The 15,047-nt window shown below is 54.2% G+C and carries 9 protein-coding genes; all 9 read right to left on the reverse strand.

What is annotated here, in order from left to right; genetic code table 11:
- Positions 1-341: 341 nt before the first annotated feature.
- The 9 genes from ACO6VE_RS01600 to ACO6VE_RS01640 all read right to left on the reverse strand — a co-directional run bounded on the left by ACO6VE_RS01600 (position 342) and on the right by ACO6VE_RS01640 (position 15,047).
- A complete protein-coding gene (locus tag ACO6VE_RS01600) occupies positions 342-1,826 on the reverse strand; it encodes an ankyrin repeat domain-containing protein (RefSeq protein ID WP_422449230.1) in 1,485 nt (494 codons plus the stop codon).
- A gap of 172 nt (positions 1,827-1,998) precedes the next feature.
- Positions 1,999-3,912 carry an RING finger domain-containing protein gene (locus ACO6VE_RS01605; protein WP_422449228.1) on the reverse strand — a complete coding sequence of 638 codons (1,914 nt, stop codon included), beginning with the start codon at positions 3,910-3,912 and terminating at the stop codon, positions 1,999-2,001.
- 343 nt (positions 3,913-4,255) lie between these two features.
- Positions 4,256-5,635, reverse strand: a complete 1,380-nt coding sequence (locus ACO6VE_RS01610; protein ID WP_422459377.1) for an RING finger domain-containing protein — start codon at positions 5,633-5,635, stop codon at positions 4,256-4,258.
- 356 nt (positions 5,636-5,991) lie between these two features.
- Positions 5,992-7,275 carry an RING finger domain-containing protein gene (locus ACO6VE_RS01615; protein WP_422459379.1) on the reverse strand — a complete coding sequence of 428 codons (1,284 nt, stop codon included), beginning with the start codon at positions 7,273-7,275 and terminating at the stop codon, positions 5,992-5,994.
- Between the two features lie 257 nt (positions 7,276-7,532).
- Positions 7,533-8,741, reverse strand: coding sequence for an RING finger domain-containing protein (locus tag ACO6VE_RS01620; protein ID WP_422449222.1), 1,209 nt, complete (start codon positions 8,739-8,741; stop codon positions 7,533-7,535).
- 169 nt (positions 8,742-8,910) lie between these two features.
- The gene (locus ACO6VE_RS01625; protein WP_422449220.1) at positions 8,911-10,482 is read right to left on the reverse strand and encodes an RING finger domain-containing protein; all 1,572 of its coding nucleotides are present in this window, start codon (positions 10,480-10,482) and stop codon (positions 8,911-8,913) included.
- Between the two features lie 215 nt (positions 10,483-10,697).
- Positions 10,698-12,158, reverse strand: coding sequence for a glutathione synthase (locus ACO6VE_RS01630; RefSeq protein ID WP_422459381.1), 1,461 nt, complete (start codon positions 12,156-12,158; stop codon positions 10,698-10,700).
- 146 nt (positions 12,159-12,304) lie between these two features.
- Positions 12,305-13,975 carry an efflux RND transporter permease subunit gene (locus ACO6VE_RS01635; RefSeq protein ID WP_422459435.1) on the reverse strand — a complete coding sequence of 557 codons (1,671 nt, stop codon included), beginning with the start codon at positions 13,973-13,975 and terminating at the stop codon, positions 12,305-12,307.
- Positions 13,878-15,047, reverse strand: coding sequence for an efflux RND transporter permease subunit (locus ACO6VE_RS01640; protein WP_422459383.1), 1,170 nt, complete (start codon positions 15,045-15,047; stop codon positions 13,878-13,880). Before ACO6VE_RS01640 ends, ACO6VE_RS01635 begins: the two co-directional genes overlap by 98 nt.

Here is a 15,047-nt window from a genome sequence, read left to right on the forward strand (position 1 = left end):
AGATACAAATTTATTGTCGTTTAAATCGACGTGAACTTTAACAGGCCAGCATTGGTTAGGAGCTGTCCTGAAATAACTTCGACATTTCTACAGTCGCTACCCGCTACCCGCCGCCCGCTTCCCGAAAAGCTGGAACCACTTGTGCTTTTGCGGGCAGCGGGTGGCGGGAAGCGGGCGGCGACATTTTCCCGGACTGAATAAAATGATGAAGTTATTCCGGGACAATTCCTTATCGGATTCATGGCTCCTTTGATGGTCCCGGGATAATCCGGAAATAACTCTGGACAGCCTCCCGGGGGACGCAAAATATTGTCACGTACCATGGGCATTTGGTGGATCTATCAGGAAGCCTTCTCTACCATCGTTTTATGCCCGTTACTGTCTGCTGCAGTGGATTCGCCCTCTGGGTGGGCGCGGCCGGGTTCATCAGGAAAGGCTTCATCAAACCCGCGCTTTTTAGCTGGTAGCGGTTTAGAGAGTTTTTCCAGTTTTTTCATGGCCAGGTCATTCCCCAACTCAGCCGCCTTGAGCAACCAGGCCTTCGCCTGGTCCAGATCTACCGAAAAGTCCACCCCACCATGCTCATACAGATGACTCAGGTGGAACATGGCCGCAGCGTTACCCAGATCAGCCGCCTTGAGCAACCAAAACTTCGCCTGTTGCAGATCCACTGGAAAGCGTTTGCGACCATACAGATATAAGCAGCCCAGGTTGCTCATGGCTGAAACATATCCCAGCTCAGCGGCTTTGCGGTACAATTGTTCCGCTTTGTGCGGGTCTGCCTCAAAGCCTTCGCCACCATTCGCATAACGGTTGCCGAGGATGTTCATGGATTGCGTAATCCCCAGCCCAGAGGCCCTGAGCAACAGGCGCTTTCCCAGATATGGATTTGCCTCAAAGCCCCTGTCACCGCGCAGATACAGTTCACCCAGGTTATTCATGGCCCGGGGATCCCCCAGTCCAATCGCCTTTATGTACCATCGCTCCGCTTCACGTAAATCTACCTCAAAACCCACGCCACCATGCTGATAGAGGCACCCCAGGTTGTACATGGCGGTGACACAGCCCTGCCCGGCCGCCTTGAACAACAGGAACTTTCCCTGGTCCGGATCTGCCTTAAAGCCCTCGCGACCATGCTGATAAAGGTGACCCAGGTTGTTCATGGCAGCAATATGCCCCAGTCCAGCCGCCTCATAGTACCAACGCTCCGCTTTGCGCAGATCTACCGCAATGCCCTCGCCACCATCCTGATACAGGCAGCCCAGGCTGTACATGGCGGAAGCGTCCCACAGCTCAGCAGCCTTAAGAAACCATTGCTCCGCTTTGCACAGATCTACTGGAACGCCCTCGCCGCCAAGCCGGTACAGATACCCCAGCTTTCTCAGGCCGATTGGGTCGGACCCTCCCCGGTCGGCCAGCAGCAGGGCAACATCGAGGTGCTTATTGATAGCGGCCAGGGCCAGTGGCGTTTTGCCCGGGCTCTGGCCTGCATCCACGTCCGCACCCCGGTTCAGCAGGGCCCGGATGATCCCGATATCGCCTTTCTTTGCCGCCTTGACCATCTGCTGCTTCCAGCCCCTGGGCAAGGTCAGGTTTTCTACCACCACACCCTCAATGGCCCCTCGCCCGCAGGGGCACTTCAGATGAGCTTCTGTCCAGCGGGTAAGGCAGTTAAGGTGGAATTTATGCCCGCAGGGCCTGGCTATGGCGACGTGCCTGCCGACAAACTCCGGCTTTTCAGGTCGGTAGAGGTCATCGTGGCAGATCGGGCAGTTTGAGGGGGCGGTGGGTATGGCTACAGTCGCACTGGATGGAACGCTGTTCATGTAAGGGGCTTCGTTACATTGCTAAGTCCGTTACTCAGACCGGGTAGCCCCCAAAAATATCCATTACCAGGCTCTGAAAATCTCAATGATCATCAATGGGTCACATCTCTGCCGGGAATCATTGAAGCTTTGTGATTAACGCTTGTAGCTGATCCGGAAGCCCTCGCTATCATCATTTTATGCCTCCAGCCCCGGATTCTCCTTCCGGGCGGGCGTGGCCGGGTTCATCAGTAAAGGTTTTATCAAACCCGCGTTTTTTAGCTGGTTGTGGTTTAGAGACTTTTTCCAGTTTTTTGATGGCCAGGTCATTCCCCAACTCAGCCGCCTTGAGCAACCAGGCCTTCGCCTGGTCCAGATCTACCGGGAAGTCCGCCCCACCATGCTCATACAGATGACTCAGGTGGAACATGGCCCAAGCGTTACCCAGGTCAGCCGCCTTGAGCAACCAGAGCTTCGCCTGCTGCAGATCCACCTGAAAGTGTTTGCGACCATACAGATATAACCAGCCCAGGTTGCTCATGGCTGAAACATATCCCAGCTCAGCGGCCTTGAGGAAAAAGTGTTTTGCTTTGTGCGGATCTGCCTCAAAGCCCACGTCACCAAGCACATAACGGTTGCCGAGGGTGTTCATGGATGGCGCATTTCCCAGCTCAGCCGCCTTGAGCAACAGGCGTTCTCCCTTGTACTGGTCTGCCGGAAAGTTCTTGCCACCACCCAGATACAGGTGACCCAGTTTACTCATGGCCAGAGGAGACCCCAGCTCAATGGCTTTCAGGTACAAGCGCTCCGCTTCACGCAGATCTAACCCAAAGTCCTGGTCAGCATAGTGATGAAGGTAAACCAGCTGGTACATGGCTGAAGCTACAATGGCTGGATCTTCCCCCAGCTCAACCGCCTTGAGCAACCAGATTTTCGCCTGGTGCAGATCTGCCGGAAAGTTCTCGCCACCATGAAGACACAGGTAACCCAGGTGAAGCATGGCTTTAGCACATCCCAGCTCAATCGCCTTGAGCCACCAGGATTTCGCCTGGTGCAGATCTTTCTCAAAGCCATTGTTACCCTTGAAATACTGCCAGCCCAGACTGGTCATTGCTCCAACATCCCCCATTCCAGCCGCCTTGAACAACAGGAACTTTGCCTGATCCTGATCTGCCGGTAAGCCCTCGCCGCCATCCAGATACAGTATGGCCAGGTTAGTCATGGTGCAGGCATCCCCCAATCCAGCCGCCTCACAGTACCAGTGCTCCGCTTTGCGCAGATCTACCGCGAAGTCCTTGCCACCATTATGATACAGGCAGCCCAGGTTGTTCATGGCTATAATATCCCCCAGCTCAGCCGCCTTAAGGTACCAGCTCTCGGCTTTGTGCAGATCGGCTGGAAAGCCCTCGCCACCATTTGCAAAGACGATGCCCAGTCTGCACATGGCTGCAATATCCCCCAGCTCAGCCGCCTTAAGGTACCAGCTCTCGGCTTTGTGCAGATCTACCGGAAAGCCCTTGCCACCATGCTGATACAGGTGGCCCAGCTGCCACATGGCTGCAATATCCCCCAACTCAGCCGCCTTGAGGTACCAGTGCTCCGCTTTGTGCAGATCTACCGGAATGCCCTCACCACCATTCTGGAAAAGACACCCCAGGTTGCTCAGACCGATCGGGTCGGATCCACCCCTTCTGGCCAGCAGCAGGGCAGCATCGAGGTGCTTATTGGCAGCGGCCCAGGCAAGGGGGGTTTTTCCTGAAGTCCGGCCCGCATCCACCTTTGCCCCCCGTTGCAGCAGGGTCTGGATGATCTTGATATCACCCTCCTTTGCCGCGTTGACCATCTGACGCCGCCAGCCCCGGGGCAGGGGCAGGTTTTTCACCACCATATGTTTAATGACTCCCCGCCCGTAAGGGCAGGTCAGATGGTCTTTTGTCCAGCGGGAAAGGCACTTAAAGTGAAACTTATGCCCGCAGGGCCTGGCAATAGCGACGTGCCTGCCCACAAACTTCCGATTTTTGGATGAGTAGAGGCTATCATGGCAGATCGGGCAGATTGGAGGCTCGGTGGGTACAATAACTGCTGCACTGGAGGGAACGCTGTTCATGCCAGGTAACTCCCTTACGTTTTTGGGATTGCTACTCTGACTGTGTTGATCTCAAAAATATCCCGTAACAGGTTCTGAAAATATCAAAAAACCAGCTTTATAGATTTCTTGAATTACAGAAAAGGTCAAAATATCGGAAAAGAAGGCGGTTATACGATTATAACTTACACAATTTTATGGATGCAGGAGGTATAAAGATATAGATTTATTGTCGTTTAAGTCGATCTGGACTTTAACAGGCCGACATTGGTTACCGGATTCATGGCCCCTTTGATGATCCCGGGATAATCCTGAAATAACCCGGGACAGCCTCCCGGGGACGTGCCATGGGCATTTGGTGGATCTATCGGGGAGCATTCTCTACCATCGTTTTATAACCCTTACAGTCTGCTGCCGTGGATTCGCCCACTGTGTGGGCGCGGCCGGTTTCATCAGGAAAGGCTTCATCAAACCCGCGTTTTTTAGCGGGTTGCGGTTTAAAGGCTTTTTCCAGTTTTTTGATGGCCAGGTCATACCCCAACTCAGCCGCCTTGAGCAACCAGGCTTTCGCCTGGTCCAGATCTACCGGAAAGTTCGCTCCACTGCGCTCATACAGCTCGCTCAGGTTGTACATGGCAGCAGCGCAACCCAGATCAGCCGCTTTGAGCAACCAGATTTTCGCCTGGCGCAGATCTACCGGAAAGTTCTCGTCGCCATCCAGATAAAAGCAACCCAGGTGAAACATGGCTCCAATATCCCCCAGCCCAGCCGCTTTGAACAACAGGAGCTTTCCCCGATCCGGATCTGCCGGTAAGCCCTCGCCTCCCTCCAGGTACACCAGGCCCAGGTTGCTCATGGCGCAAGCATCCCCCAGCCCAGCCGCCTCTATGTACAATCGCTCCGCTTTGCGCAGATCTACCGCGAAGTCCTCACCACCATAATGATACAGGTAGCCCAGATTATTCATGGCTACAACATGCCCCAGCTCAGCCGCCTTCAGGTACCAGCTCTCGGCTTTGTGCAGATCGGCTGGAAAGCCCTCGCCACCGTCGCTATACACCATGCCCAGGCCGCACATGGCTTTAATATGCCCCAGCTCAGCCGCCTTAAGGTACCAGCTCTCCGCTTTGTGCAGATCTACCGCGAAGTCCTTGCCACCATAATGATACAGGTAGCCCAGATGCCACATGCCTGCAATATCCCCCAACTCAGCCGCCTTGAGGTACCAGTGCTCCGCTTTGCTTAGGTCTACCGGAATGCCCTCACAACCATCGTGGAGCAGCTTCCCCAGGTTGTTCAGTCCGATCGGGTCGGATCCTCCCCTTCTGGCGAGCAGCAGAGCAACATCGAGGTGCTTATTGGCAGCGGCCCGGGCCAGGGGAGTTTTACCCACAGTTCGGCCCGCATCCACCTTCGCCCCCCGTTGCAGCAGGGCCTGGATGATCTTGAGATCACCCTCCTTTGCCGCGTTGACCATTTGACGCCGCCAGCCCCGTGGCAGGGGCAGGTTTTTCACCACCATAATATTGTTAATGACTTCCCGCCCGTAAGGGCAGGTCAGATGGTCTTTGGTCCAGCGGGAAAGGCACTTAAAGTGAAACTTATGCCCGCAGGGCCTGGCAATAGCGACACGCCTGCCCACAAACTTCCGATTAGTGGATGAGTAGAGGCCATCATGGCAGATCGGGCAGATTGCGGGCTCGGTGGGTACAACAACTGCTGCACTGGAGGGAATGTTGTTCATGCCAGGTAACTCCCTTACTTTTTGGGATTGCTACTCTGACTGTGTTGATCTCAAAAATATCCCGTAACAGGTTCTGAAAATATCAAAAAACAGCTTTATAGATTTCGTGAATTCCAGAACAGGGCAAAATATCCGAAAAAAAGTGGTTATACAGTTATAACATATACAATTTTATCGATGCAGGAGGTATATAGATATAAATTCATTGTCGTTTAATTCGACCCAGACTTTAACAGGCCAGCATTGGTTACCGGATTCATGGCTCCTTTGATGATCCCGGGATAACCCGGAAATAACTCTGGACAGCCTCCCGGGGGACACAAAATATTGTCACCTGCCATGGGCATTTGGCGGCTCTATCGGGAAGCCTGCTCTATCATCGTTTTATACCCGTTACTGTCTGCTGCCGTGGATTCGCCCTCTGTGTGGGCGCGGCCGGTTTCATCAGGAAAGGCTTCATCAAGCCCGCGTTTTTTAGCGGGTTGCGGTTTAGAGACTTTTTTCAGTTTTTTGATGTCCAGGTCTCTCCTCAACTGAGCCGCCTTGAGCAACAGTCGTTTTCCCTTGTACCTATGTTCCGGAAATTTTTCGCCACCACGCAGATACAGGTGACCCAGGCTACTCATGGCCAGATGAGACCCCAGCTCAATGGCTTTCAGGTACCAGCGCTCCGCTTCAAGCAGATCTATCTTAAAGCCCTCGCCACCATACTGATATAGGCGACCCAGCATGTACATGGCTGAAGCTATAATGGCTGGATCTTTTCCCAGCTCAATCACCTTGAGCAACAAGGTTTTCGCCTGGTGCAGATCTGCCGGAAAGTTCTCGCCACCATGCAGATACAGGCTTCCCAGGTGATGCATGGATAGAACATATCTCAGCTCAACCGCCTTGAGCCACCAGGATTTCGCCTGGTGTAGATCTTGCTCAAAGCCCTTGTCACCCTTAAAACAGTGCCAGCCCAGATTGGACATGGCTCCGGAATCCCCAAGCCCAGCCGCCTTGAACAACAGGAACTTTCCCTGATCCTGATGATCTGCCGGTAAGCCCTCGCCGCCATCCAGATACAGTAGGGCCAGGTTATTCATGGCGCAGGCATCCCCCAATCCAGCTGCCTTCAGGTACCAGTGCTCCGCTTTGCTTAGATCTACCACAATGCCCTCACCACCATCCTTGAAAAGATTCCCCAGGTTTCTCAGACCGATCGGGTCGGATCCACCCCTTCCGGCCAGCAGCAGGGCAGCATCGAGATGCTTATTGGCAACGGCCAGGGCCAGGGGAGTTTCACCCGCAGTTTGGCCCGCATCCACCTTCGCTCCCCGTTGCAGCAGGGCCTGGATGATCTTGATATCACCCTCCTCTGCCGCGTTGACCATCTTGTTCTTCCAGCCTCGGGGCAGGGGCAGGTTTTTCACCACCATATTTTTAATGACTTCCTGCCCGTAAGGGCAGGTCACGTGGTCTTTTGTCCAGCGGGAAAGGCACTTAAAGTGAAACTTATGCCCGCAGGGCCTGGCAATAGCGACGTGCCTGCCCACAAACTTCCGATTTTTGGATGAGTAGAGGCTATCATGGCAGATCGGGCAGATTGGGGGCTCGGTGGGTACAACAACTGCTGCACTGGGGGGAACGCTGTTCATGCCAGGTAACTCCCTTACGTTTTTGGGATTGCTACTCTGACTGTGTTGATCTAAAAAATATCCCGTAACAGGTTCCGAAAATATCAAAAAACAGCTTTATAGATTTCATGAATTCCAGAACAGGGCAAAATATCCGAAAAAAAGTGGTTATACAGTCATAACGTACACATTTTTATGGATGCAGGAAGTATAGAGATACAAATTTATTGTCGTTTAAGTAGGCCTGAACTTTAACAGGCCAGCATTGGTTACCGGATTCATGGCTCCTGTGGATGGGCGTGGCCGGGTTCATCAGGAAAGGCTTCATCAAACCCGCGTTTTTTAGCGGGTTGCGGTTTAGAGAGTTCTTCCAGTTTTTTCATGGCCCGGGCATTCCCCAATTCAGCCGCCTTCTGGTACCAGCTCTGCGCTTTGCCGGGATCTGTCGGAAAGTCCGTTCTACCATACTCATACAGCTGGCCCAGGCAGTACATGGCGACAGCATCACCCAGCCCGGCCGCCTTGAGCAACAGGCGTTTTCCCTTGTGCGGATTTGCCGGAAAGTCTTTGCCACCGCGCAGATACAGGACAGCCAAATTGTTCATGGCCGCAGAGCACCTCCGCTTGATCGCGTGCAGATACCAGTGCTCCGCTTTGCGCAGATCTATCTTGAAGCCCACGCCACCATGGTGATACAGGTTGCCAAGGTTGTACATGGCTCCAACACTCCCCAGCCCGGCCGCCTTGAACAACAGGAACGTTCCCCGGTCCGGATCTGCCTCAAAGCCCTCGCCACCATACTGATACAGGTAACCCAGATTGCTCATGGCCAGAACAATCCCCCTCCCAGCCGCCTCCCGGTACCAGTACTCCGCTTTACGCAGATCTACCCCAAAGCCCTCGCCACCATGATGATACAGGTGAGCCAGGAGGCACATGGCTGAAGCATCCCCCAGCACGGCCGCCCTAAGTAACCAGCACTCCGCTTTGCGCAGATCGACCGGAACGCCCTCGCCACCAAACCTGTACAAACGCCCCAGTTCTCTCAGACCGACCAGGTCGGCCCCCCCCCGGTCGGCCAGTAGCAGAGCAACATCGAGGTGCTTATTGGTAGCGGCCAGAGCCAGTGGTGTTTTACCCGGGCTCTGGCCCGCATCCACGTCCGCACCCAGGTTCAGCAGAACCCGGATGATCCCGATATCGCCTTGTTTTGCCGCATTGGTCATCTGCTGCTGCCAGCCCCCGGGCAAGGTCCGGTTTTCCAACAACATATCCTCAATGGCCCTTCGCCCGTAAGGGCACTCAAGATGATCCTTTCTCCAGCGATCAAGGCATTTAAAGTGGAATTTATGCCCGCAGGGCCTGGCTGTGGCGACGTACCTGCCCGCAAACTCGGGATTTTCAGGTCGGTAGAGATCATCGTGGCAGATCGGGCAGTTTGGGGGGGCAGTGGGTATGACTGCTGCAATGGACGAAACACGGTTCATCTAAGGTACCCCTTGCGTGTTTGGGTTGGTTACTCAGACCGGGTAGAACCCAAAAATATCCAGTACCAGGCTCTGAAAATCTCAATGATCATCAACGGGTCACATCTGTGCCGGGAATAATTGCAGCTTTGTGATTAACGCTTGTAGCTGATCTGTCGGGAAGCTCTCGTTAACACCGTTTTATGCCTCCAGCCCCGGATTCGCCTTCCGGGCAGGCGTGGTCGGGTTCATCAGGAAAGGCTTCATCAAACCCGCGTTTTTTAGCGGGTTGCGGTTCAGGGAGTTTTTTCAGGTTTCTCATGGCCGAGGCATCTCCCAGCCCAGCCGCCTTGAGAAACAAGGCTCTTGCCTGGGGCAGATCTACCTCAAAGCCCTCGCCACCATCCCTGTAAAGGCAGCCCAGGTTGTTCATGGCTGAAGCGTTTCCCAGCCCGACCGCCCTGAGCAACAAGCGTTTCCCTTGCTCCGGATTCGCTGGCAAGCCCTCGCCACCGTACAAATACAGGAGGCCCAGGTTGTTCATGGCCACAGAATACTCCAGCCGAACCGCTTCCAGGTACCAGTGCTCCGCTTTGCACAGATCTACCGCAAAGTCCTTGCTACCATGCTCATACAGGTAGCCCAGGTTGTTCATGGCCATAACATCCCCCAGCTCAGCTGCATTTAGATACCATCGTTCCGCTTCATGCAGATCTACCTCAAAGCCCACGCCACCATGCTGATACAGTAAGCCCAGGTTGTACATGGCTGACTCTTCATCCAGCCCGGCCGCCTTGAACAACAGGAACTTCCCTTGCTCCGGATTCGCTGGCAAGCCCTTGCCACCTTCCAAATACAGGAAGCCCAGGTTGTTCATGGCACCAGTATGCCCATGCTCAATCGCCTTTAAGTACCAGAGCTCAGCTTCGTGCAGATTGACCGGAAAGTCCTTGCCACCATGCTCATTCAGGTAGCCCAGATTGTACATGGATATGGCATCATCCAGTCTGGCCGCTTTAATGTACCATCGTTCTGCCTCACGGAGATCTACCGGAAAGTCCGCTCCACCTTGCTCATAGAGTTCGCCCAGGTTGTACATGGCAACAGTGTTATCCAGATCAGCCGCCTTTTGCAGCCAGTATTTTGCCTTGTGCAGATCTGCCGGAAAGCCCTCGCCACCATTGTTATACAGGAGGCCCAGGTTGTTCATGGCTAAGTCATTCCCCAGCATGGCTGCCTTCATATACCAGCGCTCCGCTACATGCAGATTTACCTCAATGCCCTCGCCACCATCCTGGAACAGATCCCCCAGCTTGCACAGACCGATCGGGTCGGGTCCTCCCCTGCTGGCCAGCAGCAGGGCAACCTCAAGATGCTTGTTGGTAGCGGCCCAGACCAGGGGGGAAGGCTCCCCTGGCTGGCCTGCACCCACGTCTGCCCCCCGGTTCAGCAGGGCACGGATGGTCCTGATATCGCCCTCCTTTGCTGCCGTGATCATCTGCTGCCGCCAGTCCGGGGGCAGGGTGAGGATTTCCAGCTCTACGGTCTCAATGACTCTGCGCCCCACGGGGCACGTCAGGTGATCATCGGTCCAGGTGGTAAGGCAGTTAAGGTGGAATTTATGTCCGCAAGGCCTGGCTATGGTGACGTGCCTGCCCGCAAATTCCGGGTCTTCAGGTCGGTAGAGATCATCGTGGCATATCGGGCAGATTGCATTCTCAGTGGGTATGGCTTCTGCCGGACTGGAGGGAATGCTGTCCATGTAAGAGACTTTTTCACTTACGTTTTCTGGGTTGGTTACTCAGACCGGGTAAACGCCAAAAAGATCCAATAACCAGGCGCTAAAAACTCAAAAAAAGACCTGCAGGATCCGATACCTGTCGTGTTTTCCAACGACCGCGATGAGCATGAAGATTTGTACCTTGAGAAAAGACGACGATCACCAAATAAAGCACCAGTCTTCAGCGCAATAGGGCGTCAGAAACACAGGCGTTGCCAGGGGGGGCGGGTGCAGGCCAGTGAGTCCACCGCCCCCTGACCGCTATGGACCCCGCCTTCAGAGGCTGTTGCAGGTTTGCTGCGTACCAGATAACCGGCGTACCCCATATCACTGGTCAGGGAGTGCCCATCCAGGTGCAGGGTGAACATGCCGATCTCACTGATCAGGTTATCTACCGGTTGTGCTTCACCATTTCGAACCACCAGTGCTTCATGAGAACGGTGTAGTGGATGCAGACGACGCATCAGTGACCAGGCCGAATACTCTTCAGACCTGAGGCTGCTCAGGCGAGGCAGGATATGATGGTCAAAAACACAGTGGCCGCCGCCTTCTCCCTGGTTCTTAAGCACCCAATCGTTGGGGTTCTGCCCGGCAAACCAATGGGCTGACTGATCATCCACTGGTCGCATCTCCCCCAGGAACGGCTTCACCTGTTGGGCCTCTGCCATTGTCAGGCCAAACCGGGTCAGCTGTTCTTCGTTCATGTCACAAAGCAGCATTTGTACCCGCTTACTGGTGGCCAGTTGCTGGCTAACGGTGGCGTTCACTGCCACCCGGTGCTGTTCAATAAGGATTCTGACCTTGCCCAGCTCGGAGCAACAGCGGACACCATCCAGATCATGGGCAACATAGTCGCAGTGTTGATAACCGGCCCGCAGGTAGATGGCATCGATACCGCCAAGCCCCTCCAGCAGCAGACGACTATTGTCTCCGGAAGTGAGCTGGTCGTATAGCTGGCGGAAGGTACGACGGACGGTTTTGACCCCCTCTTTCTGGATGGCTTCTTCCAGCAGGTGCTGGTCATAGACATTGCTTTCATCGGGCTGCACAACCATCAGGAACAACGGCTGGCTCTGTTCACCGGATTGGGAACGTACCATCGTCGCTGCGCCGGCAATACCCCTGGCCAGATGTTCTATGCCATGATTTGGAATCAGTTCAAGGTCATCTGCCTCGGACCAGGATTGAAAGGCCGCTGGCCACTGATACTGCAGATAATGGTGCAACTCATGGGCCCGTTGACCAAAAGGCCCCATACCGGCAGCAATGCCATTAAATTCGATCAGTTTCGGGCCAGACTCTGCATCGTCCATAAAGTCTGTGCGCATCAGCAGCATGGGCAGCCGTCTGGCAGGCTTGGTGCTGCTGTGGATGTTCTGGTGCAGCTCCAGCAGGCTGGCAAAAAAGACATCGCCACTGCACAGCGGCTCAATGGCATCCAGAAGAAAACCATGGTCTTCTGAAACACCGTGAATCAGCTTGCCCATCAATGGCACAATGGATTTCAACAATTCAAAGCGTTCACGCCCGATCAGGGTGGGGGCAAAGCTGAAGGCACAGTGTCGTGCAGAATCTTTGGCGGTTTTTACCGCCATGCCGTGCATCAGTGACCACTCAATGGCGTCCTGAACGGCATAGTTGATTTGGGTGTTGTTCATCAGTGAATCCTCAGCCAACAGAACCGGTACCGGGTTGACATCAGTTTAGAAATCCTAAAGGGAGAGTGATACTGATCTTAATGGTAGGCAGGTTAATGGTTGAAAAAATATTCGCTCCCGGCAGGAGCGAATATTCTTATCCGCTTTTATGCCGTTTCAACAGTCACTTTGAAGAAGATGGCATAAAACAGTGGAATAACCACCAGGGTCAGAATGGTGGCAAACAGCAGACCAAACATAATGGTCACTGCCATACTTTTAAAGAACGGATCAACCAATAGCGGAGCCACGCCCAGTATGGTGGTCAGGGCACCCAGCAACACCGGACGGGCACGGCTGAGGGCGGCATCAATAATGGCATGATACGCCGGTTTCCCAGCTTTGATTTCCACATCCGCCTGGTCCACCAGAACAATCGCATTCTTTACCATCATGCCGATCAGGCTTAAAAAGCCCAGTATCGCCATAAATTCGAAAGGCGTCTGGAAGATTACCAGCCCGATAGTGACGCCCACCAGTGCCAGCGGTGCGGTCAGCCAGATGACCAGGAGCTGGCGCAGGGCGTTGAACATAAAGATGACCGACAGGATCATGGCGGCAAAACCATAAGGCGCAGAAATCACCAGTCCTTCATTAGCGTCCCTTGAGGCTTTGTATTCACCATACCAGGTCAGCTGATAGCCGGGAGGCAGTTCAATCGCTTCGATTTTGCTGCGGATATTGTTGAATGCATCCGCCGTCAGGACACCGGGTGCCGGGTCGCCCTGTACAAGAATGGTAGGTACGCGGTCAATACGACGCAAGATGGCATCCTGATAGACGACATCGACTGAATCGATCAACTGACTCACCGGAATAAAGCGCTGCGCCACCTGACTGAACACTTCGGTATTTTCGATAGCCCGTTGATGGTTGCGTTCATCCTCGGGTGAGCGGACCACAATAGTAATCAGCTCATTACCCTCACGGTACACCCCGACGTTTCGGCCAGTCAGTGTCTGGGCAATGGCCTGATTGATCTCCGGTGTGGTCAGGCCGAAACGTTGCGCTTCTTCAGCTGCGTATACCGGACGCAGGACAGGTACCTGCTGGTGCCAGTCGTCCTGAATCGCAATCAGGTCAGGTTCATTCAGCATGATTGCTTTGGCCTGCTCAGCCAGTTGACGCAACACCTGACTGTCCGGACCCTGGAAACCGGCTTCGATCTTCTTGCCACCACCGCGGCCCAGCATAAACTTCCAGACTTTTATTGATGCGTCGGGGTATTTGGTGTCCAGTTCTGTTTGCAGTTCGCTCAATAACGGCGCAATTCGGGTGTAATCATCAATATCAATCAGCAGCTGACCGTAGCTTGGGTTCCGCGCCTCTGGCGAATAGGTCAGCATAAAGCGCAGTCCGCCGCCGCCAATAAAGCTGGTGATATTGGTGATGCCTTCTTTAGCTTTTACATCCTGCTCGATATCAGCAACCACTGCTTCGGTACGCTTGATATCGGAACCCTGTGGCAGATAGACGTCCACCACAAACTGTGCGCGTTGTGAATCAGGCATAAAGCCGGGAGGCACAAACTGCACACCCCAGATGGTTACTGCCATTGTAGCCAGTAGCAGTACTGCACTTACCAGACGATGGTTAATAACCCATACCAGCAGCGCTTTATAGGCCGTGATCATTCGACCTGGCTTTGGGGCCGCCTTGCTGGTATTCACTTTCATAAAGTCATGGCAGAGCATTGGGGTGACTGTGACCGCAAATACCCAGCTGAGCAGCATGGAGTAGAGGATTACCCAGAACAGTGAACCGGCGTATTCCCCCATATCCGACGGTGACAGACCAATGGCACTGAAGGCACAGATGCCCACAACGGTGCCGCCCAGCAATGGCCACTGACGCACGCACCGAATCGGATTGCATGGAAATCACATGCAGCTCGATGCCCAGTGGTCGCTGGTTTTCCAGTTCGGCAATCCGTGCCTTGACTGCATCGCCCATATCCACCACGTTGCCACCGGTGACATTGGAGATACCAAACCCAATGGCCCGTTCGCCGTTATAGCGCATCAGCATGGAGGCTGGTTCCCGGTATCCCCGGGTCACATCGGCAATATCGCCCAGGCGGAGTACGGCGTTGTTTTCACCAACGCCGACCTGCAAATTTTTCAGGTCAGTAAAGGAGTGTACGCTGGCGGAGGGAATCACTGGAATACGCATGGCATCAGTAGCAAGACTGCCAGCAACGGCCACCAGGTTCTGTTTTTGCAGTACCTGAAGGACTTTCTCTGCCGACAGACCGTACCTGGCCATCCGTTCACTGGATATTTCGACGAAAATGGTTTCCTGTTGTTCGGCCAGCGTGGCTGTTTTGGCTACGCCCGGCACCAGTACCAGCTCACGACGCAGGGTGTCGACGTAATCCTGCAGTTGCCGGTCACTGAACCCTTCACCGGTTACGGCAAAGAAGAGGGCATAAACATCGGCGAAATCATCATTAACGATGGATGGGCCGGCACCGGGCGGCAGTTGCCGTTGAACATCACTGATTTTCCGCCGCAGTTTGTCCCAGACCTGCTGTAAATCCCCGGAGCTTTTGGCAAATTCCAGCTGGATTTCAACGGTCACTTCGGACATGCCCTGTTTGGAGACGGACTTTACTTCCTTCAGCTCCTGCAGGGATTGAACCGCACCTTCGATCAGGTCCGTGACTTCATCGGATACTTCCTGGGCGGTGGCACCATTATAAGGCGTATTAATGACCGCCTGACGAATAACGAATTCAGGGTCTTCAAAGCGACCCAGTTTCAGGTAGCTGATATAGCCGCCGATCAGGGTCAGGGCGATAATCACCCAGACACTGGTACGTTTTGCGATGGTGTAGCGTGCAATATCCAT

The sequence above is a fragment of the Endozoicomonas sp. ALB115 genome (assembly GCF_049310245.1).
Lineage (GTDB): Bacteria > Pseudomonadota > Gammaproteobacteria > Pseudomonadales > Endozoicomonadaceae > Endozoicomonas.